The sequence below is a fragment of the Haloferula sargassicola genome (assembly GCF_040362925.1).
Lineage (GTDB): Bacteria > Verrucomicrobiota > Verrucomicrobiia > Verrucomicrobiales > Akkermansiaceae > Haloferula > Haloferula sargassicola.
The window spans coordinates 110548-131455 of sequence record NZ_BAABRI010000013.1 but is presented as its reverse complement, the minus strand read 5'-3'; the positions used below and the strand labels follow the sequence as shown (position 1 = coordinate 131455).

General features: G+C 64.7%; 15 protein-coding genes. 9 read left to right on the top strand and 6 right to left on the bottom strand.

Annotated features, from left to right (window positions below; translation table 11 throughout):
- Positions 1 to 187 precede the first annotated feature (187 nt).
- The 4 genes from rnr to ABXH26_RS12595 all read left to right on the top strand — a co-directional run bounded on the left by rnr (position 188) and on the right by ABXH26_RS12595 (position 5268).
- Positions 188 to 2587, top strand: a complete 2400-nt coding sequence (rnr, locus tag ABXH26_RS12610; RefSeq protein WP_353567430.1) for a ribonuclease R — start codon at positions 188 to 190, stop codon at positions 2585 to 2587.
- A 39-nt stretch (positions 2588 to 2626) separates the two neighbouring features.
- Entirely contained in the window at positions 2627 to 3658 is a 1032-nt protein-coding gene (locus ABXH26_RS12605) for an NHL repeat-containing protein (protein WP_353567429.1), read from the top strand.
- Between the two features lie 98 nt (positions 3659 to 3756).
- On the top strand, positions 3757 to 4566 hold the full coding sequence (locus ABXH26_RS12600; protein WP_353567428.1) for an FKBP-type peptidyl-prolyl cis-trans isomerase N-terminal domain-containing protein: 810 nt from the start codon (positions 3757 to 3759) through the stop codon (positions 4564 to 4566).
- Between the two features lie 18 nt (positions 4567 to 4584).
- Entirely contained in the window at positions 4585 to 5268 is a 684-nt protein-coding gene (locus tag ABXH26_RS12595; RefSeq protein ID WP_353567427.1) for a metal-dependent hydrolase, read from the top strand.
- Positions 5269 to 5292: 24 nt separating this feature from the next.
- On the opposite strand, the gene ABXH26_RS12590 is transcribed toward ABXH26_RS12595, so the two are convergent.
- Positions 5293 to 5853 (bottom strand): polysaccharide biosynthesis/export family protein, encoded by a 561-nt coding sequence (locus ABXH26_RS12590; RefSeq protein WP_353567426.1) that lies wholly within the window; start codon positions 5851 to 5853, stop codon positions 5293 to 5295.
- Positions 5854 to 5981: 128 nt separating this feature from the next.
- Here ABXH26_RS12590 and ABXH26_RS12585 point away from each other — a divergent pair, with 128 nt between their 5' ends.
- Positions 5982 to 6965 carry an alpha/beta fold hydrolase gene (locus tag ABXH26_RS12585; RefSeq protein ID WP_353567425.1) on the top strand — a complete coding sequence of 328 codons (984 nt, stop codon included), beginning with the start codon at positions 5982 to 5984 and terminating at the stop codon, positions 6963 to 6965.
- A complete protein-coding gene (locus ABXH26_RS12580) occupies positions 6965 to 8170 on the top strand; it encodes a BaiN/RdsA family NAD(P)/FAD-dependent oxidoreductase (protein ID WP_353567424.1) in 1206 nt (401 codons plus the stop codon). The genes ABXH26_RS12585 and ABXH26_RS12580 overlap by 1 nt, the downstream gene beginning before the upstream one ends.
- A 53-nt stretch (positions 8171 to 8223) precedes the next feature.
- On the opposite strand, the gene ABXH26_RS12575 is transcribed toward ABXH26_RS12580, so the two are convergent.
- Entirely contained in the window at positions 8224 to 8802 is a 579-nt protein-coding gene (locus tag ABXH26_RS12575; RefSeq protein WP_353567423.1) for a hypothetical protein, read from the bottom strand.
- Between the two features lie 78 nt (positions 8803 to 8880).
- Between ABXH26_RS12575 and ABXH26_RS12570 the strand changes: the two genes are divergently transcribed.
- The gene (locus tag ABXH26_RS12570; RefSeq protein ID WP_353567422.1) at positions 8881 to 10035 is read left to right on the top strand and encodes a class I SAM-dependent rRNA methyltransferase; all 1155 of its coding nucleotides are present in this window, start codon (positions 8881 to 8883) and stop codon (positions 10033 to 10035) included.
- Between the two features lie 515 nt (positions 10036 to 10550).
- Here ABXH26_RS12570 and tnpA read toward each other — a convergent pair.
- Both tnpA and ABXH26_RS12560 read right to left on the bottom strand, forming a co-directional pair.
- Positions 10551 to 10862 carry an IS200/IS605 family transposase gene (tnpA, locus tag ABXH26_RS12565; protein WP_353567421.1) on the bottom strand — a complete coding sequence of 104 codons (312 nt, stop codon included), beginning with the start codon at positions 10860 to 10862 and terminating at the stop codon, positions 10551 to 10553.
- A 154-nt stretch (positions 10863 to 11016) separates the two neighbouring features.
- Positions 11017 to 13170: a DEAD/DEAH box helicase gene (locus tag ABXH26_RS12560; protein WP_353567420.1), complete on the bottom strand. Its 2154-nt coding sequence runs from the start codon at positions 13168 to 13170 to the stop codon at positions 11017 to 11019.
- 146 nt (positions 13171 to 13316) lie between these two features.
- On the opposite strand from ABXH26_RS12560, the gene ppnP reads away from it, so the two are divergent.
- On the top strand, positions 13317 to 13628 hold the full coding sequence (gene ppnP / locus ABXH26_RS12555; RefSeq protein WP_353567419.1) for a pyrimidine/purine nucleoside phosphorylase: 312 nt from the start codon (positions 13317 to 13319) through the stop codon (positions 13626 to 13628).
- A gap of 1777 nt (positions 13629 to 15405) precedes the next feature.
- Here ppnP and smc read toward each other — a convergent pair.
- Positions 15406 to 19209: a chromosome segregation protein SMC gene (gene smc, locus ABXH26_RS12550; RefSeq protein ID WP_353567418.1), complete on the bottom strand. Its 3804-nt coding sequence runs from the start codon at positions 19207 to 19209 to the stop codon at positions 15406 to 15408.
- Between the two features lie 318 nt (positions 19210 to 19527).
- Here smc and ABXH26_RS12545 point away from each other — a divergent pair, with 318 nt between their 5' ends.
- Positions 19528 to 20604 (top strand): Ldh family oxidoreductase, encoded by a 1077-nt coding sequence (locus ABXH26_RS12545; protein WP_353567417.1) that lies wholly within the window; start codon positions 19528 to 19530, stop codon positions 20602 to 20604.
- A gap of 57 nt (positions 20605 to 20661) precedes the next feature.
- Here the strand turns inward: ABXH26_RS12545 and ABXH26_RS12540 are convergent, their stop codons facing one another.
- Entirely contained in the window at positions 20662 to 20871 is a 210-nt protein-coding gene (locus ABXH26_RS12540) for a dodecin (RefSeq protein ID WP_353567416.1), read from the bottom strand.
- Positions 20872 to 20908: the final 37 nt, after the last annotated feature.

Below are 20908 nucleotides of genomic sequence, written 5' to 3'. Positions count from 1 at the left end.
GGCCATCTTCCCGCCGTCGCCCGCTTCCCGGGCCACTCCGGATCCGGCCGGTTTTTCCCGGAAAACCCCGCTGCCGATGCCTTTTTGTTGCCGGCAGCGGAACCATCGGCCCTTCCGGCCGTCGCGAGCATCCTGATTCCATGCTTGCCGCCGCGGGGGTCCACGCCTTCCTATCCTTATCGAAAACATGTCTCGCATCCCACTCCGCGACCGCCTCCTTGAAATCCTGCGGTCGCCCGGCGCACGCCCGATGAACAAATCGGAATTCGTCCGCGCCCTTGACCTCCCCGCCAGCGCCCGCCCGATGCTCCGCAAGGAGCTGGCCGCGCTCGAGCAGCAGGGGAAAATCACCGCCACCAAGAAGGGCCGCTACGAAATCTCCAGTAGCAAGCCCGACCAGCTCCGCGGCTCGATCAAGTTCATGCCCAAGGGCAATGCCTGGTTCTTTCCCGACGCCGGGGATCCCGACAACCTCGCCACCGACCACGACCTCGAGGAGCTGTCCCGCATCCACGTCCCGCGCCACGCCACCGGCACCGCCCTCGATGGCGACCGCGTGCTGGTCTCCGTCTCCCGCCCGAAGCAGAACGCCCGCGATTTCCGCCGCGGTCGCCGCAACGACTCCGACGCCGAGCCCGAGGCCCACGCCAAGGTCGAGAAGGTCCTCAACCGCCGCTCCGGCAAGCTGGTCGGCATCTACCGGCAGAAAAACCGGATGGCCTGGATCGAGTCGGACGATGCCGCCATTTCCGGCAATATCGAGCTGATCGGCGACACCACCGCGCGGCCCGGCCAGATGGTCGTGGCCCGCGTCGAACAATGGCAGCACCAGACGCCCCACGCCCGCATCATCGAGGTCCTCGGCTGGCCCGACGAGGCTGGCGTGGATATCCTGGCCATCATCCACAAGAACGGCATCCGCACCTCGTTTCCGGATGAGGTCCTCGAAGAAGCCCGGAATTTCGGCGACAGCGTGGACGCCGCGGAAATCAAGAACCGCGAGGATTGGCGCGACCGCCTGGTAATCACGATCGACCCCGCCGACGCCAAAGACCACGACGACGCCATCTGGGTTTCCAAGACCGACAACGGCTGGCAGCTCGCCGTCCACATCGCGGACGTCTCCCACTACGTCAAACCTCGTACTCCGCTCGACAAGGAGGCCATCGAGCGCGGCAACTCGACCTATCTCGTCGACCGCGTGATCCCAATGCTCCCCGTCGAGCTCTCCAACGGCCTCTGCTCGCTCAAGCCTGACGTCGACCGCTTCACCAAGTGCGCGGTGATGGACGTCAACCGCCAGGGCAAGGTGATCAAGTCGCGCTTCTGCAACGCCGTCATCCACTCGCAGGCCAAGCTTTCCTACGAACAGGCGCAGGAAATCCTCGACGGCGGCAAGGCTCCGAAGGGTTCGATCAAGGGCCTCGCGGAGATGGTCAAGGAAGCCTGGGCGATGGCCTCGAAGATGCGCCAGCGGCGCTTCGCGGTCGGCGCGCTCGATCTCGAAATGCCCGAGATCCGCGTGCGGCTCGATGATGAAGGCAACGCGACCAAGATCGAGAACGTCGTCCACACCGAGAGCCACCAGCTCATCGAAGAGTGCATGCTCGCAGCGAACGAGTCGGTCGCGCGCATCCTCAAGATCCGCAACAAGCCGACCATCTACCGCATCCACGAGGACCCGGACACCGGACGCCTCTTGGAATACGGGGAAACGGCGAAGGCCTTTGGCTACAACTTCGGCGACCTCACCAACAAGGACCACATCCAGAAGCTCCTCGATGCCGCCAAGGGCAACCCCGACGAGCACGCGATCAAGATCGGCCTGCTCAAGTCGCTCAAGCGCGCCGCCTACTCGCCCGACCCGCTCGGCCACTACGGGCTGTCGAAGGCGGACTACTGCCACTTCACCTCGCCGATCCGCCGCTACGCCGACTTGGTCGTCCACCGCTCGCTCCAGCCCTTCCTCGACAACCCGCCGAAGCAGCCGGACAAGACGCCGCGGCAAACCGAGCTGCACGAGATCGCCCGCCACATCTCCGACACCGAGCGCGCTTCGGCCGATGCCGAAAATGAGTCGAAGAACATCAAGCTGCTCGAATACCTCGACCACACCACGCAGCTCGACGAGCCGGTCATTTTCGACGGCCTCATCACCGAGGTCCGTCCGATGGGACTGATGGTCGAGGCCACCGACATCTCGACCCGGGGCGTGGTCAAGCGCGAGGACCTCGGCCAGGGCTGGCGGGTCGATGCCCGCTACGATCGCGCCGAGCACCGCGACGGCCGCCGCCTGCTGATGGGCCAGCGGATCAAGCTCCAGGTCGCGCGCATCGACCACGAACGGAAGTTCGTCGATTTCCGCCTCGTCGATGACGGAAACGCCGGCAGCCCTCCGCTTTCCCAGCAGGACGGGAAGAAGCCGCGCCGCTCCTCCTCGAAGAAGCCCGCCCGCTCGAGGTCCAACTCCGTCCGCGAGCCCGCCATCGCGGGGAAAGCGGGAAAGCCGGGCAAGGCGAAGAACTCCGGCAAGTCCCGTAGTTCGAAGCGCCCCAAGAAAATCGCCCACAAGCGCCGGCGGAAGTAACAACTGCGGCCCCAAAAAGCTGTCTCCCCTCTGATCTCGATGACTCGTCTTTTCCTCGGCGCTGCCGCTTGTTGTTTCCTCCACCCCCTCGCGCTTGCCCACCCGGACCACGACACGGCGCCCGGGCAGGAAATCGACCGGGCGGTGCGGACGGGAAACGGAGAGTGGCTTTTCGAGGCGGTCCCGCACTGGGGTGAGTTCCCTGACGATCGAGACATCGGGCCCACCCATGGAGGGGTGGTCGTGGATCCCCAAACCGGCGAGATTTTCGCCTCCACCGATGCCGCCCACGCCATTCTGGTCTGGAAGCCCGACGGCACCTTCGTGAGATCCATCGCGCCGGAGTGCCAGGGTTTCCATGCCATGGACATCCGGGTGGAGCAGGGAAAAACCGTCATCTACGGGGCCCAGCTCGCGGGTCCGAAGCCCTTGAGGGTTTGCAAGCTCGACACCTCCGGCCGGTTGCTTCTCGAAGTCTCCGAGGCGACCGCCGGCCAGGTGAAAGGTGGATGGGACGGTCTCACCGGAGTCGCCGTGGCGCCCGACGGGTCGATTTTCTGCTCCATGGGCTATGGCGCCCAGTTCATCCACAAGTTCGACGCCGAGGGGAAATGGCTGAGTTCCTTTGGTGGCCGCGGCAGCGGAGATCAGGTGCTGACGGAAACCAGCCACGGACTGAAGATCGACCTGCGCTACGGCGAACCCCGGCTGCTCATCTGCGATCGGGAGAATCGCCGGCTGATCCATACGGACCTCGAAGGACGGTGGATCGGCGAATACGCTTCCCACCTTCGTCGGCCCTGTTCCGTATCCATTTCCGGCGACTTCTGCGCGGTCGCCGAGCTCGAAGCCAGGGTGACCATCCTCGACAAGGACGGCACCCCGGTCGCCTTCCTCGGCGACAATCCGGACCGCGGGCAGTGGGCGAATTTTCCCGTCCCGAAGGAAGACCTGCGCCTGGGCATCTTCACCGCTCCGCACGGGATCAGCTTCGATCAAGAGGACAACCTGTATGTCGAGGACTGGAATGTCTCCGGTCGGGTGACGAAACTCCGCAGGATAAAGCCCTGAAACCTCACGGGAGTTCTGTTTTCCACCATCCTCCCAAATCCGTCATTCCCGACTCCCCGTTCGACAAACCGGCCATCCGCCCTAGCCTCGTTCTCAACATGACCTCCACGATCTTCCCCGGCGCCCTCGCCATCGCCCTCGGTGCCATCCTTCCCATTTCCGCTCAGGAAGACGCCGCCGAAGCTCCGTCGGAGCAAGCCGCGGAAACAAGCTCGGTCGATCCCGCCAGCGTCAAGCCGGACTCCTCCTACGCCCTCGGCTATCGCACCGGCGGCGAGTTCGGCCAACGCTACGGCAACTTCGGCATCACGCCGGGCGACCTCGACACGGACAAGTTCCTCGAAGGCTTCCTTGCCGGTTTCAAGGGCGACGACCCTACCGTTTCCGAGGAACACCTCGGCGCCGCCATGCAGGCCCTCGGCGATCTGCTTCAGGGGCGGGAGAAGGAACTCGCCGGCAAGAACCTCGAAGCCGGCAAGGCATTCCTCGCCGAGAACGCGAAAAAGGAGGGCATCAAGACGACCGACAGCGGCCTCCAGTATGAGATCCTCGAGCCCGGCGGTGAGGAGACCTACAAGGCTCCGAAGGAAGGCGAGGCCGACAAGCAGTTCCTCGTCCACTACCGCGGCACCCTCATCAACGGCACCCAGTTCGACGCTTCGCCGGAGGGCGAGACCGTCCCCATGACGCTGCAGGTCATCGATGGCTTCAAGGAAGCCCTGCAGATGATGCCCGTCGGCGCCACATGGAAGCTCTACATCCCCAGCGAACTCGCCTACGGCGAAGAGCGCCGCAGCGCCGAGATCGGCCCGAACTCGGTGCTAATCTTCGAAGTCGAGCTTGAAAAGATCGAAGATGCGCCGATGCATGAGAGTGGCATGCCTTTTCCCATGCCGGAACAGGAGTAACTCCCACACGAACCCACCATGAAACTCACCTACTACGGACACTCGAGTTTCGCCATCGAGCTGGCCGATGGCACCAGGCTCCTCTTCGACCCCTTCATCTCGCCCAACGAAGCGGCGTCCGACATTGAGGTCGATGCGATCGAGGCGGACTTCGTTCTGCTGACCCACGGCCACGCCGACCATGTGGCGGATGCCGAAAGCATCCTGAAGCGCACCGGTGCCACCCTGATCTCGAACTTCGAGGTGGCGGGCTGGTTCGGCGACAAGGGCATCGAGAAGACCCACGGCATGAATCATGGCGGCGGCTATGATTTCCCCTTCGGCCGCGTCAAATACGTCAACGCCATCCACTCCTCCAGCATGCCGGATGGATCGTATGGCGGAAACCCCGGCGGTTTCGTGATCGAGACCCCGGAGGGCACCTTCTACGTCTCCGGCGATACCGCCCTGCACTTCGACATGAAGCTCATCGGCGAGCGCCACCGGCTCGATTTCGCGCTGCTGTGCATCGGCGACAACTTCACCATGGGTCCGGCCGATGCCGCGATCGCCGCGGAATGGGTCGGCGCGAAAAAGGTCGTCGGCACCCACTACGACACCTTCCCTCCGATCAAGATCGACCACGACCAGGCCAAGGGCGCCTTCGCCGAACGCGGGGTCGAGCTGCTGCTCCCCGCCATCGGCGAAACCCTCGAGCTCTAGGGCGAGCGGCCACCTCCCCGCCCTTCATTCCATCAGCGCCTTCACTTCCGCGTCGCTGCCTTTCCAGCGATCAAAGAGCGCCGGTTTCTGCTCCACCTGCAGCGAATCACCTGCCTTCACCTGGATGTTCTTGTGGGAAAGCCGCTGGAAATCGAGGCAGTACTGCTTGCCCCCGCGGATGAGCATCACGTTGCGCCCGCCGAACTCCGTCCGGCCCCCTGCCGCATCGATCGCCTGCAACACGGTCATGCCCTGGCGGAACGGCACCTGCGAGTTGCGCCGCACCTGGCCGCCGACCGACAGCACCGCTCCCTCCGCCTCGACCGCCTTGTTCGCGACGACTTCGATGGCGGGATTCGAATAAATGCCCGCCTCCCGATAGGCCGCCTCCGCCGAGCGAGCAAAGCTCACCGGGCTCAGGCCCGCCGCGCGCCGCGGGGTCTCCAGCAGCGGCAGCCGGATCATGCCCTGTTCGTCGACCGTATACTCGCCGTCGATTTCCTGGGCCGCCGCCTTCACGCCGCGCATCTTGAGGGTGATCACGTCCCCCGGCACCAGCTCCGCGCCCGAAACCAGTCCTGACATTGCGATACAAAGTAACCATTTCATACAGGCAGAGCGTCTAACCCGAGCCTTGCTTTGTGTCAAAAAGTAACTGCGGATTCGGTCATCCAGGCATTGCCCTTTCGTGGATTCCGGGAGATGCTGCGCCCGTGATCGGGAATGAAACGAAACGCCTCCCTCGGTGGATCACCTGCCTTGCAGCCGGCCTCCTCGCCGTGCTGGCCGTTTCCTGCGCCCCGGACTACCGGCTGGTGACCACCGGCCCGGACCAGGCCACCCGCGATGAGACCTTTTCCTATCGGAAATGGCAGCACCATGGCGTGGAGCCGGATGTGATCGTGATCGCGCTGCACGGCTTTTCCGGGGCCTCGATCGACTACGAAAACCTCGCGCACTACCTCATGCGCCACCAGCCGAAGAGCGCGGTCTATGCCTACGAGGTCAGGGGTCAGGGCCGGGATCCGAAAAAGGAGCGCCGGGGCGATATCGACGATCCCGCCAATTGGTCGAACGACCTCCTCACCTTCACCCACCTGATTGAGCTCCAGCACCCTGATGCCAAGATCGTCTGGTTCGGCGAGAGCATGGGCAGCCTGATCCTTTCCAAAACCTACCACGACCTGGTGGCCGAGGGCGAAAAGGCTCCCTGCGACGCGCTGGCCTTGTCCTCGCCGGTGGTGAAGCTGCGCGACGACTTCCCGCTATGGAAGCGCGACCTCGTCCGCACCTTGTCGAAGGTCGCCCCCGGGGCCCGCATTTCACTCGATGTCCTCTCCGGCGGTCAGGACGTGCAGATGACGGAGACCTCCTTCCACTCCGAGCAGAGCGAGACGAACTCGTGGAACCTCGAGACCAACACCCTGCGCCTGCTTTCCGCCCTCGGCGACCTGATCGAAGACATGCCGGAGAATGCCAGCACCTTCGACGAGCCGACGCTCATCCTCCACGGCGGCAAGGACTTCTTCACCACCGCTGAGGACGTGAAGTCCTTCGCCACCCATATCCCGGACTCGACCCGCCTCACGGAGCATTATTATCCCAAGGCGCATCACCTGCTGATGTATGACGTCGGCAAGGACGAGGTGATCGAGGACATCGCCGACTGGCTCGACACCCTGCGCCAGGACTCCTGATGCCGGCCGCGAGCATCGCGGTCGTCGGCGGCGGACCGGCCGGACTTTTCGCTGCGGAAACGGCGGCCCGTGCCGGAGCTTCGGTCACGGTTTTCGACGCCAGCCGCTCGGTCGCCCGGAAACTCCTCGTCGCCGGTTATGGCGGGCTGAACCTGACCCACGGTGAACCGATCGGGAAATTCATTTCCCGCTACCGCGGCCCGGATCTGCCGAGCTGGTTCGGGGAAATGATCGGCGAGTTTGCTCCAGACGCTCTGCGCCAGTGGGCCGCGGACCTCGGCATCGAAACCTTCGAACAACGCACGGGACGGGTTTATCCAAGGGTCATGAAAGCCGCGCCGCTGGTCCGGGCCTGGCTGCGGAGACTGCATGAACTGGGCGTCACGATCGAGGTCCGCCACCGCCTCACCGACATCGCCCCGGGCCCGACGCTCACCTTCCATGACGGTCCCGCCCTCCGGTTCGATGCCGCCATTCTGGCCCTCGGCGGTGCCTCCTGGCCGCGCACCGGCTCCGACGCCTCGTGGATATCCCTGCTGCAGAAGCACGGCATCCGCATCACTCCGTTTCAGCCCGCCAACTGCGGATGGGAGGTCGATTGGCCCGAGGACCTCGTTTCCGAAATCGAAGGTCGCCCGCTCAAAAACCTCGCCGCCACCGCCGGCGGTCGCACGGTTCGCGGCGAACTCATGCTCACCCGTTACGGCCTTGAAGGCGGTGCGATCTATCAGCTGGGACCCGAGTTGCGAGCCTTGGCGGCACCCGTGTTGTCGGTCGATTTCAAACCGGAGACCTCGCTCGATGTTCTGGTGAGGAAAATGGAGAGCGTGCCGCGCGACTTCCTCGAAGCCGCTTCGGTGCGATGGAAGTTGCCGCCCCAGACCTGCGCCTTGCTCAGGCTCCTCGGCCCCTCCGGAAGCGCCCTCGATTTGGCCCGGACGGTGAAAAGCTACCCCATACCCCTGCTCGGTCCCCGCCCCATCGCCGAGGCGATTTCCTCCGCGGGCGGCGTTGCCTGGACCGAACTCGACGAGAACCTCCGGCTCCACAAGCTCCCCGGGATTCATCTCGCCGGAGAGATGATCGACTGGGAAGCGCCCACAGGAGGCTACCTGATTCAGGCCTGCTTTGCCACCGGTCGGCGAGCCGCCATCGGGGCGGCGGGCAGCGACCGCCGGGCGGGGCCTTCCACGCCCTGCTGTTGATCGGGCGCCGTCGCATGAATGCCGGCCCTCATTTCAGCCCACCGCCAAGGGGATCACTCCACCACCAGCCGGGCATCCTCCACCAGCACCCCTTCCTCCTGACCGAGCCGAAGGGTCCCCTGAAAACGTACGGCATCCCCGCGCGAGGTCTTCAACATCACGTCCCGATCCTCAGGGCTCAGCAACACCCTGGCCGCCAGGGTCATTCGCTCCCGTCCGGCTCCGTTTTCCAGACCCTTGGGCTCCAGCAGGTAATCGCAATACATGCCCGCCTGAAGTTGACCGCCGGTTTCATTGACGTCGGCCAGCTTCATCGTCCAATCGATCAGGGCCCCGTCCGCCAATTCCTCAAACTCCTCCCTCGCCAGCGTCGTGAGGGTCCGGTCATGGGTAAACCCCAGATATTCCCGGATCGAAATGTGCGGCCTTTCCCCACGAGGAAGATCTCCGGACTCGTCCGCGGTGATCACCATCGGTCCCTGCTCCGCCTTTTCATGGGTTTCTTTTGCCCGGCTTCCTGAGCCTTCGGTCAGCCGCACCAGTCCGTAGATGATCCCCGCGACCATGAAAATGACGATCCCCACCGACGCCACGGCCACCACCCAGCATCCCACCGGCTTGTTCGACTTCATGTCTCGAACATGGGAGCCGTTGCCCCTCTCCGCGAGCTTTAGCTGGCCCCGGGGACCACCATTTTCCACGCTTCGCCCGTGCCCACTGTCTCCATCAAGACCTTCTCCTACCACCCGTCGATCTGGCCCAAGATGATCGGCGAGGCTTCCTCCGACGCCAAAGCCGGCGACCTCGTCGAGGTCCTCGACAAGGACGGCGCCACCTTCGGCTGGGGCTTTTTCAATCCACGCTCGAACATGCCGCTGCGCATCGTGAAGCACGGTGCCGAGCCGATCGACGAGGACTTCTTCCTCGATGCCATCCGTCGCGCCGCCGACCTCCGCCGCGGGCTTTTCCACCTCGACGACGAAACCGACGCCTACCGCTGCATCCACGGCGATGCCGACCAGCTTCCCGGGCTCGTCGCCGACCGCTTCGGCGACATCCTCTCGGTGGAAATCACCACCCTCGCTGCTTGGCGTCGCCTCGACCGCTGGATCCCCGCGCTGCACGAGGCCTTCGGCACCGAGCGCGCGCACATCCGCATCGACCCCGCCCTCGCCCGCGTCGAGCGCATTCCCACCCACGATCACCCTCTCTCCGCCACCGACCTGCGCCGCGTGAAGATCCGCGAGCACGGCGTCACCTTCGAGATCGACTTCGCCGAGGGCCACAAGACCGGCTTCTTCTGCGACCAGCGCGACAACCGCCGCAAGCTCGCCGCGCTCGCGAAAGGCCGCACCCTCCTCGACCTCTGCTGCTACACCGGCGCCTTCAGCGTCCACGCCGCCCTCGCCGGCGCGGAGGAAGTCACCGCCGTCGACCTCGACGAAAAGGCGGTCGCCATGGCCAAGCGCAACGCCAACATCAATGGCGCGAAGATCAAGTTCACCCACGCCGACGCCTTCACCTGGGCCCGCACCATGGTGGAAAATGGCCGCCAGTGGGACCTCGTCCTCGCCGACCCGCCGAAGTTCGTCACCGGCCGCGAGGACGACAAGGGCCGCGGCAAATACAACGACCTCAACCGCCTCGCTGCCCAGTTGGTGAAACCCGGCGGGCTCCTCGTCACCTGCTCCTGCTCCGGCATGGTCAACGAGTTCGAGTTCGAAAAACTCGTCACCACCGCCGTCCACAAGGAACAGAAGCGCCTCCAGATCTTCGACCGCACCGGCGCCGGACCGGACCATCCGACGCTCTCGAACTACCCGGAGTCGCGGTATTTGAAGCTGATCTGGGGGCGGGTCCTGTAGTAGCGCCTGGATTCAAGCTCCAAACGGACCAACGGACCAACGGACCAGCGGACCAGCGGACCAGCGGACCAGCGGACTAACGGACTAACGGGGCTATGGTCTTGGTGCAGGCTCTTTCCAGCCCAAACGGGGCGCAGGGCCGTAGCCGCGGGGTTCACCCCGCGGACCACCGTTCCCACATGATACCCGGAGCCCCGCGAGGGGCGCAGGCGAGGCCCGCCTCACCCTACCAAAGGTGGCGTTCGTTAAACTCGATGCCGGGGACTTCCTCCAGCCCCAACGGGGCGCAGGGCCGTAGCCGCGGGGTTCACCCCGCGGACGCCGTTCCCCCCTGATACCCGGAGCCCCGCGAGGGGCGCAGGCGAGGCCCGCCTCACCCTACCAAAGGTGACGTTCGTCGAACTCGATGTCATGGACTTCGAGAAATTTTCGGAACTCCTCCTGGAAGGAGGTCTTCCGGTGATGTTCGGCCTGGCTTTCAATGTAGCTTTGAACCCGGCCGAGGTCCGATTTGCTCACCGCAAAGCCCCGTAACCCGGCTGCCATGCGAACTTCGACGATCCGGGAAAGGTCTCGTGCACCCAACCGGACGACTTCGATTTCAGGGCACGCATGAAATCGGAGAGGCACACGGAGGGCGACAGCCGGGCGAGGAGGTGCAGGTGATCCGGCATGCCACCGATGGAAAGGAGCGTGCCGTTTTCCCTCCGAATCACTCCGCCGATGAATTCGTAAAGGCGCGGTTGGAGATCCGCGTGAATCATCGGAACGCGGTCTTTGGTGGAGAAGACCAGATGAAAATGGAGGGCGGTGTGGGTTCCGGCCATGGTGGATGTTAGGGCGGGATCGAGCGTGACGTCGAGGCCTCCCCTGCGCCCCGTGCGGGGCTTGACGGTGTTGGGGGACGTCGTAATCCCCGGGGTGAACCCCAGGGCTACGGCCCTACACCCCGTTGGGGTTTGGAAGAACGGAGCACGGACTTTAGTCCGCATCCTCCATAGGACCGCCTTCCACGGGCCCGCCCTCCGTCGCCTGCATCTCCCGCATCCGTTCCCACTCATCCAGCAGGCTGGAATCGACGCCTCTCACGGTCTTCTCCAACAACTCCTCGGCCTTGTCCAACTCGTCGGTCTTGAGCGCGGGCGGGATGGTTTGGACGAGGACTTTATACACCTCCGACAGATACCGTAGCAGCACACCCTCGCTGCGTTCGAGGCCGTAGCGTTTCACGTAGTCCTCGAAGCTCTCCCAGCGCTCGACCATCTCGCGGGCCACCGATTTCGGCCGCACGCCGGCTTCCTTCGCCCAGGGATGCTTCAACACGAACTCGTTGTAGGTCGCGTAGATGAATTCCTTCCCCGGCTTCGGATGCTCGACCTCCATCAGCCGCTCCATCCGCTCCTCATACTCGACGCCCTCGGCCTTCAGCTCGGCAAGCAGCTCGCCCTTGGCCTTGTCGACCTGCCTCTTCAACACCGCCCCCGGGTCTTCGAGGATCGCCTCGACCAGCGACAGCACGTTCAGCGCGTAGTCGCCGTCCTCCGGGTTGAGCTGCGGCAAGGTGTCGAGCAGCCACAACCCCAGCGTCTGGTGCATGGAAAAATCCTCCGGCAGTTGCTCCTGCAACACGACCTTCGCCGGACCGGTGCGCTCGTCCTTCGGTAAAATCCGCAGCACCCCGCCGCGAACCAGCGCCTTGAACAGCTCGAAGCCCCGCCGGCGCAGCGCCGTTTTCCCGGCGTCCGTCTCGTGGCAGTCGCGGATGATCCGCCGCAGCGCCTCGCAGCCGTCCTCGTCCTCACGGCCGAGCACGTTGAGCAGCATGCCGTGGCTGATGCGGAACTGCGATTGCAGCCGCTCCGGCGGCGAGTCCTGGAGCCGCTGGAAAGTCTTGTCGTCCCAGTTGACGAAGCCCTTCTCCGGCGGGCGCTTCTTCATCGCCTTGCTCTTGCCGCCCTTCGCCGCCGCCTTTTCCTCGGCCTTCTTGTTCTCGATGACATACTCCGGCGCCTGGGCGACGACGTAGCCGATGTCATCGAACCCGCGCCGCCCCGCCCGGCCGCAGATCTGTTTGAAATCCCGCACCGCGAGGGTGTTGGTACTATCTCCCCCGTATTTGAACAGCTGGGTGAAGAGCACGGTGCGGATCGGCACGTTGACCCCCACCCCGAGCGTGTCCGTCCCGCAGATCACCTTCAGCAACCCGGCCTGGGCCAGCCTTTCGACCAGCACCCGGTATTTCGGCAGCAGACCGGCGTGGTGGATCCCGAGCCCGTGCCGCAGCAGCTTCTTCACCTCCTTGCCGTAGGGGCTCTTGAAGTCGGCGTCCTCGAGCATCTCCGCGATCGCCGCCTTTTCCTCCTTCGTGCAGAAATTCCGGCTGGTGAGCTTCTGAGCCGTTTCCGCGACGCTGCGCTGGGTGAAGTGGACCAGATAGATCGGCGCGCGGTTCGCGTTCACCAGCTCCTCGACGCGTTCCTCAAGCTGGGTGAGACTGTATTCAAACTCCAGCGGCACCGGCCGGTCCTCGGATTTCACCAAGGCCGTCGGCGCGCCGGTCAGCCGGATGAGTTCCTTTTCGAAAAACTCCGTGTCGCCCAGCGTCGCGGACATCAGCAGGAACTTCGCCTGCGGCAAGGTCAGCAGCGGCACCTGCCAGGCGACGCCCCGCTCCTTGTCCGAGTAGTAGTGGAACTCGTCCATGATGACATCGTCCACCGCCGCCCGGGCGCCCTCGCGCAGCGCGAGGTTGGAGAGGATTTCCGCGGTGCAGCAGATGACGGGCGCGGACGGGTTCACCGTCGCGTCGCCGGTGATCATCCCGACCTTGTCCGGGCCGAAGGTCTTGCACAGCGAGAGGAACTTCTCGTTCGCCAGCGCCTTGATCGGGACCGTGTAGTAGGAGCGCCGGCCGAGGCAGATCGCGCGGAACTGCATCGCCATCGCGACCAGCGATTTCCCCGAGCCGGTCGGCGTGTTGAGGATCACGTTTTTTCCCGCGAATACCTCGAGGATCGCCTCCTCCTGGTGGCCGTACGGTTCGATCCCGGCCTCGATCAGGTAGTTGAGAAACGCCTCGAGCACCGCGTCGTTGTCCGACGGGTTTCCGAGCGCGGCGGGGTCGAGGGCGGCCATGGGCGGGTGACCATGGAGGCGGACCCGGGATGTGGCCAGCGATAGGTGCGCCACAGAATGCACAGGAATCCCAAATTTCTGACTTTGTGCGCCTTGTGCCTTTTGTGGCCATTGACCGTTCACTGTCGCCCCACTACGGAACCCGCATGGAATTCCGAAACGTGACCGCCCACGCCAAGGCCAACGTGTATTTCGATGGCAAGGTCGTCTCGCATGCCATCGTCACCGCCTCCGGCGAAAAGAAGACCCTGGGGGTCATCCTGCCGGGCAGCTACCACTTCGGCACCGACGCGCCGGAGCTGATGGAGATCGTGGGCGGCAAGTGCACCCACCTCGTCGACGGCACCGAGGAGGTGATCGCGACCGAAGCCGGCAGCTCGTTCAACGTGCCCGGCAAGAGCGGGTTCACGATCACGGTGGCTGGCGAGCCGTGCCACTACGTGTGCAGTTTCCTGTGACGGAGCGTCGGGGATTTGGAGCGCCGATGATGAAATCGGCACGAATGGTCCCTTGAGGTCGCCTATCAAAGAGCGTCGAAAGTCGCCGAAACCGCGGTACTGGCCCACTCCGCTTCAGCTGGAGAGCCCCGCGCCAAGGGACCACTCGGCCGATTTCATCATCGGCGCTCCTTGCCGAACGGCGCTCCTTGCCTCCACGGCACGAAAAAAGGCCCTCCGGTGGTTTCCCGCCGAAGGGCCTTGTTCCGGATCATCCGATCCACCTCTCTCCCCCCACCCTCGCGGGTGATGAAAAAAAGGAGGGGAGTGGGAACTCGCCACGTTCTCTTTCCCCGGTCGACTGGCATTGGGCGCCCAAGTCCGCCCGTCGAGCTTCGTTGGCTGCCAGTTCCCCGACGTCGCGTCGGCCTGCGAGGACGATTCGCCTGCTTTTCCGGCTCCGCGACGGAGCCGGCCGGGATGTCGCCATCCGCGGCATTTCGGGTGAGACTTCTTCGCCCGGATCCCCGGCATCTGCCGATGCCCGCTCTCCGAACCTCGGAGGGCCGACCCCGCTGAGAACGGTGCCTTCCTTCCTTTTCCCCCTGGGTCGGCATCGCGGCTTTCTTGCTCACGATCGTTGGCCCAGGGTGACGGGTCTTGTCTCTTACCCCTCACGTTGCTTTTTCCTCTTTCTCAGTCGGACGACCCCGTTTCCGGTTGGCCTCCCGATGTTTCGGACTTTATCGCCCGCTCCGTGGTCATCGCCGTTTGCACCGGCGCCTTCCATTTTCGGACGGACTCATTCCGCGATGGTTGGATCCCTTTTTCTCCACCCGGTTGCGATTCCCGGGCAATTTCCGCGGCCTTTCGCTTCGTCCAGCGACCGCAGGATCTCGGCTTTTTCCACCACACTGGCTCACAGTAGCAACGGTCCGGTCTCTTTCCGACCGACTGTGTTCGCGCCGTTGTCCTTCGTTCAACCGTTCGGACTTTCCGCGCGTGACTCGGCTTCGCGATTGGTTGCGTGGCGCGCGATCCCTTTCGATTTTCGGATCCGCTCTCCACATCGCTCGCCGCCTGACTTCCTTTTCGTGTTTCGCGGAAAGGCACGACCCTCTCCGCCGGAAGCCGGTGACATTGGCCTCGGACTTGCCGCGGTGAGTCAAAATGAATGCACCACGCAGTTTCCGAGGGGCCGGGAACGCCAGTTCGTCCCGACCGTTTGCCGGACTTGCGTCCGGTCTCTATCCCAAGCGCGCTCGAAACCTTGCAGCTCCTTCCCGCGCTCCTTTCTGTCAAAGATCAACGCCCCTTGCGAGGCGTCCGTTATGTAAGCAAGAGCCCTTGACAGAGTCAATGAGATTCCTGCATAAAATGTTGGCAGCAAATAAGTTGTGAATATCTTGTGAACAAGTGGAGTCGACTCTCTGAGCCTCAGAATGTTGTGCGTATCCTCTGATCGGCCGGAGTCGGACGACGGCCTGGAGGGCGGGCATTTTTTCGGTCGAGGGACGGAGAAAACGGAGCCCTTTAGAGAGCGGCGATTCATCGCCGCTCTCGACTCGCCGAAAGAGCACTCCCCCCCGGCAGCCCGGCGATGAATCGCCTCACGGGAAAGCGGTGATGAATCACCGCAGTCTAAATCCGCTCCGCGTACAAAATGTGGGGGCGGCGGCGGGATCCACTCGGATGCCTCGCCACCGCCCCCGTCCCTCTCCTGTCTAGGAAATCGGTGAAGTCGGATGGGTTCGGTCTTTTCGCCTGCTACATGCTTTTTGCTACCAGCTCCTCCGTACTACGCATCCAGTCGTAGCGCGGCCTTCTGCGCGGCGCTTTTGGCCTCGGCTTTCGGGGCGTTGTCGTCGCCGACCGTGAGGCGCATGCCGACGGGCTTGGAAACGCCGAACTCCTCCATGGTCACGCCATACATCACGTCGGCCCGGCTCATGGTGCGCTTGGAGTGGGTCACGATGATGAACTGCGAGTTGTCGACGAAGCGGTCGAGCACCTTGACGAAGCGGCCGATGTTCGACTCGTCGAGTGGGGCGTCGAGCTCGTCGAGCACGCAGAACGGGCTCGGCTTGATCATGTAGATCGAGAACAGCAGCGCGACGGCGGTCATCGAGCGCTCGCCACCGGAGAGCAGCGTGATCGATTGCAGCTTCTTGCCCGGTGGCTTGGCGATGACCTCGATGCCCGACTCGAGCGGGTCGCTCTCGTCGACCAGGTGGAGATCGGCCTTGCCCTGCTCGCCGAAGAGTTCCTTGAACATGTCGCGGAAGTTCGCCTTCACCTGGGTGAAGGTTTCGCTGAAGCGGCGCTGGGTTTCCTCGTTGATCTTCTCGATGACCTGCAGCAGCTCCTCCTTCGAGTTCACGAGGTCCTCGTAATTACTACGAACGTCGTTGTGGCGCTGCTCGAGTTCGTCGTATTCCTCGATGGCGTCGAGGTTGACCGGGCCCATCGAGTCGAGGCGGCGCTTGAGGTCGCCGACGCAGGCTTCAACGAAGTCCCAGTCGGGCTCGCCCTCCATCATCGGCGGCAGTTCGACCTCTTCGTCGCCGGTGGCATCGACCACCGTCACCGCGGGCTCGTCGGATTCCTCGCCGTCATCCCCGGCCTCGACCACCGTCATGCGGCCGCGGCCGTTGTTTTTCTGCGAGGAAATGCAGGCCAGCAGCGCGTGGGCGTCCGGCTCGAAGCTGGCCAGCTCGACATTGTGGCGCTCGAGGATGGCGTTCACCAGCGCCTCGATGCGCAGTTCGATCTTGGTCAGCGCGACCTCCTCGCGACCGCGCTGCTCGGCGGCGCGTGAGTGGCCCTTGCGGACCTCGGCCAACTCGCGCTCGGCGAGGTCGATCGTTTCCAGCAGCTCGTTGCGCTGACCCATCCGCTCCTCAATGTCGGCCTCCAAGTCCTCGGCCTCGGCGCGGTGCTGCTCGACCTCCTCGGCCAGCGCGGCGTTCTCGCCGGTGGCGGCCTCGATCCGCTGCATGAAGGCGCCGATTTCCGTCTCGCGGCGGACAGCGATTTCGCGCAGCTCGGAGAGGCGGGCCTCCATCGGCTGCTGCTGCGCTTCCTGCGCTTCCTTGGCGCGACGTTCTACGGCGATCGCCGTACGAATCTCGTTGAGCGCCTCGGCCAGCTCGGCTTCCTCGCGGCGGGCATCCTCCAGCTCGCCGTTGAGGCGGGATTGATCGCCCTCACAGGCATGCAGCCGGTCGCGGGCGGAGACGAGCTCGGCCTCCATCGAGCCGCGGCTCTCCTGCGTGGCGGCCTCGCGTTGGTCGAGGTCGCCACGCTCCCAGCGGACGTTTTCCAGCTTCGTCTCGACCGCCTCGACCTCGCGCACGGCGAGCGAGCGCTGGCCTTCGAGGGTGGAAAGCTCGACCTTGTGACGCTGGACGCGATCGCGTGCCGTTTCGTGCTCCTCCTGGAGGCGGCTCAGCTCGCTCTCGAGGTGCTCGACCCGGGCCTTGGCCTGCGTTTCCGCCTCGGTCAGCGCGGCGACCTCGGTCTCCAGCTCGCGGACCTCGTTCTGGCGCTCCAGCACCGACACGGAACCATCGCCCGCCTTGCCGCCGGAGACGATGCCCTCGGCACCGACCCACTCGCCGGCCAGCGTGGCCATGGAAACATCCGGGAAATCCTTCCGCAGCCGCAACCCGGTGGCGAGATCGGGCACGACCAGCACGCGATCGAGCAGGCGCTCGACCACGCTGCGGACCTTGTCATCGACCTTCACCCGGTCCAGCGCCCAGGCGATCGCGCTCTGCGGCACGGTCTCCATCTGGGTGCCGCTGGAGGCGGAGATGAACTCGCGCGGCAGCACCTTCGCCTGGCCGAGCTTCTTCTCGGTCAGAGTGGAAATGACGGCCTCGGCAAGCGCGGCATCCTCCACCAGCACGGCCTGCAGGTGCCCGCCGAGGGCGGCCTCGATGGCGCGGGCGCATTCCTTGTCGGCATCAATGAAGCCGGCGAGCACGCCGTGGATCCCGGGCGAGAAGCGATCCGGCTCACCGAGTCCCTCCAACACCTTGCGGGTCCCCTTTTCAAAACCCTCGCCGCTGGCCACGAGCTGGCGCAGCACCTCGAGGCGCGACGACCGCTGGGCGAGCGTCTTGTGCGCCTCCGAAGCGGCGGCGCGGGCGGCATCGAGATCGCCGCGGGCGTGCTGATACTGGCGCTCGGCCTTCTCGCGGGCTTCCTCGATCTCGCCGGTGCGGCGGGTGTGCTCCTCCAGCTCGGCGAGGATCTGGTCGCGCTGCATCACCGCCTCCTCCATTTCGTTGTGGAGGCGCTGTTCCTCATCGGCCAGCTGGCGGGCGCGCTCGCGGCTGGTCTCGAGCTGGGCCAGCGAGCTTTCGATCTTCGCCTGCATCGCGGCGATGACGGTCTGCGTGCGGTTGGCCTCGGCGCGCGACTCGCGTTGCTGGCTTTCCAGCATCTCGCGGCGGGCGCGGGCCCCGGCGGTCCGCTCTTCCTGATTGGAAACGGAGATCTCCATTTCCGCGATGCGGCGGGCGAGGGCCTCAAGCGCCTCGTTGGCGGCGACCACGTCGAACTCCTGCTGGGCGAGCTTTTCGCGGGTCGCGTCGATCTCCGACTTGTTCTGCTCGATCCGGCCCTCCAGCTCGGCGCGGCGTTCCTGGTTGAAGGCGATCCGGCCCTCGGCGCTGGCGAGCTGGTTGCGGTGCTCGTTGAGTTCCTGGCGGCGCTCGGCGAGCAGCCCCTCGAAGCTGCGCGCGGCCTCGCGGGCCTCCGCCACGGCCTCCTCCTTCGGCGCCATCTGGCGTTCGAGGTGGCCTTCGTTGGCCTCGAGCGAGCGGATGGAAGTGGTCAGCTCGGCCTGCTGGGCCGTCATTTCCACGAACTTCTTGTGGCCGAGGTGGGTATCAAGCACGCGCACGTCGGTGGCCAACGTCTGGTAGCGGCGGGCCTTCGAGACCTGGCGCTTGAGCGAGTTCATCCGGCGCTCCTGCTCGGCGAGCACGTCGCTGACGCGCAGCAGGTTGGCCTCGGTGTAGTCGAGCTTGCGCAGCGCGTCCTTCTTCTCGCGCTTGTATTTCGTGATCCCAGCTGCCTCCTCGAACACCGCCCGGCGCTCTTCCGGCTTCGACGACAGGATCTGGTCGATCTGGCCCTGCGCCATGATCGAGTAGGCGGTGCGGCCGATCCCGGTATCCATGAACAGGTCGTGGATGTCCTTCAGCCGGCAGAGCGTGCCATTGATCCGATACTCGGATTTCCCGTCGCGGAAGACCCGGCGGGTGATCGCCACTTCGTTGTAATCGACGCCGAGCGACTGCTCGCAGTCGGCCATCGTCAGCGTGACTTCGGCCATGCCGAGCGGCTTGCGGCGTTCGGTGCCGTTGAAAATGACGTCGGCCATTTCACCGCCGCGGAGCGCCTTGGCGGAGGTCTCGCCGAGGACCCAGCGGATGGCATCGACCACGTTCGACTTTCCACAGCCGTTGGGACCGACGATGCCGGTCACGCCTTCGTGGAACTCGAACCGCGTCTTGTCCGCGAAGGACTTGAAGCCGTGGATGTCGAGGGACTTGAGATACATGCAGACAGGAGTGGGTTGGAGGTTCACGCTCGGGAGGGACTCCGGGCAGCGGGCAGCGTAGGGAACGCAGGGCTCCGGGAAAGCTCACGCTGCCGAAAACACTGCATTTGGTATCCAATCACACTCCCATATACCTCATATTGTGCTTGATGATACCTAAGACTTCTGAATCAAACTACACGAGACGGTTCGTGGCGCAAACCTCTGGGTTGTGAGAGTCGGGGCGGGCTTCCAGTCTGCCGGTCCGAGACCGGCGCTCCTCTCGCAGACCGGAGGTTTGCGCCACGCACACACTCCCCGCTTGAGTTGTCGGACAGCTTTGCTTGGCTCGCTGCCACCAAAGCCATGTCCGATTTCCTCACCATCTCCCGCGAAGCCCACGACCGTCTCGTTTCCGCCACCTACCAGTCGCGCGGCTTCACCGCCGACGAGGCAGCCGAGGGTGCCAAGCTGGCCGCCGAGGCTGCCCGCCACGGGATCCGCACGCACCACGCGCTCAAGGCGCTGCACCTCGACCACTTGTTCGGGTCGGCCGTCGGGGGGTGCACGCCGGGGGCGGAAATCGAGGTCGTGCCGTCGCGATTCGAGGGCTCGGAGATCTGGAATGCCAACAAGAAGCTCGGCCAAAGCGTCGCCTACCGTGCGATCGATCGCTGCATCGAGCTGGCCGACAAGTATGGCATCGGGCAGGTCGCCGTGGACAACGCCTTCCACTACCTGTGGGGCGGCGGCTACGTGATGGAGGCCGCCGAGCGCGGCTACATCGCCTACACCAACTGCACCTCCGCGCTGGCCGAGGTCGTCCCCTTCGGCGGCAAGTTCCCCACTCTCGGCACCAACCCGCACTCATGGGGCCTGCCGACGCAGGACGCCGTCGGTTTCCCGCTGGTCAGCGACTGGGCCACCTCGGTCGTCGCCATGGGCCGCGTCCAGGCGCTCAAGCGGGAAGGCAAGACGCTGCCGCCGAACGCCGCGGTCGACAAGGACGGGAACCCCACCACCGACCCGAACGAGGTTGCCGCGCTGCTCCCCTTCGGCGCGCACAAGGGCTACGCGATGTGCCTGCTCAACGAACTTTATGGCGGCCTGATCGGCGGCTCGCTGCCGACCCTTCGTGGCCGTGCCGCGCAGGCTCCCGACGGCGAGAAAACCACGACCGCCTTCTATTTCCACGTGATCCATCCGGAAGCGATCTCCGGCGGCGCTTTCGCCAAGGGCCGCAGCCAGATGGAGAACCTCAAGGAAGTCATCGCCGACATCTTCGGCCACGGCAACGAGGGCTGCATCCTCCCCGGCCAGTTCGAGGCCGAGGCCCGGAGGCGCTCCGACGAGGCGGGCGGCCTGCATTTCACCGCCGCGGAAATCGCCGAATTCAACCAGCTCGCGGAAGAGATCGGCCATGCCGGGCTGGAGCCGATCTGAGGTTCCCTCTGATCCGCGCAGGGATGCGTTGGCCTTCAACGCATCGACCGGGACGCATCAATCGTCGAGGGTGAAGCCGATCTTCACGCCGACCTGCCAATGGGCGACGGCTTCATTTTCCAAATGGCAGCGGATCTCGGTGACCTCGGCCCAGCGCATGTTCCGGACGCTCTTGGCAGCCTTTGCCACGGCGTTGCTCACCGCTTGCTCAATGCCCGCGGGAGATGATCCCACCAATTCGATCTTCTTGTAGATGTGTTCGCTCATGGTGATCGACCCTAACCGAGGCCCGGGGATTTTCCAA

Coding starts and splice junctions, on each gene's coding strand:
- ABXH26_RS12595 (WP_353567427.1), top strand. CDS start 4,585: ATGAAACTCACCTACTACGGACACTCGAGTTTCGCCATCGAGCTGGCC.
- ABXH26_RS12580 (WP_353567424.1), top strand. CDS start 6,965: ATGCCGGCCGCGAGCATCGCGGTCGTCGGCGGCGGACCGGCCGGACTT.
- ppnP (WP_353567419.1), top strand. CDS start 13,317: ATGGAATTCCGAAACGTGACCGCCCACGCCAAGGCCAACGTGTATTTC.
- rnr (WP_353567430.1), top strand. CDS start 188: ATGTCTCGCATCCCACTCCGCGACCGCCTCCTTGAAATCCTGCGGTCG.
- ABXH26_RS12560 (WP_353567420.1), bottom strand. CDS start 13,170: ATGGCCGCCCTCGACCCCGCCGCGCTCGGAAACCCGTCGGACAACGAC.
- ABXH26_RS12590 (WP_353567426.1), bottom strand. CDS start 5,853: ATGTCAGGACTGGTTTCGGGCGCGGAGCTGGTGCCGGGGGACGTGATC.
- ABXH26_RS12605 (WP_353567429.1), top strand. CDS start 2,627: ATGACTCGTCTTTTCCTCGGCGCTGCCGCTTGTTGTTTCCTCCACCCC.
- ABXH26_RS12540 (WP_353567416.1), bottom strand. CDS start 20,871: ATGAGCGAACACATCTACAAGAAGATCGAATTGGTGGGATCATCTCCC.
- ABXH26_RS12545 (WP_353567417.1), top strand. CDS start 19,528: ATGTCCGATTTCCTCACCATCTCCCGCGAAGCCCACGACCGTCTCGTT.
- ABXH26_RS12600 (WP_353567428.1), top strand. CDS start 3,757: ATGACCTCCACGATCTTCCCCGGCGCCCTCGCCATCGCCCTCGGTGCC.
- tnpA (WP_353567421.1), bottom strand. CDS start 10,862: ATGGCCGGAACCCACACCGCCCTCCATTTTCATCTGGTCTTCTCCACC.
- ABXH26_RS12575 (WP_353567423.1), bottom strand. CDS start 8,802: ATGAAGTCGAACAAGCCGGTGGGATGCTGGGTGGTGGCCGTGGCGTCG.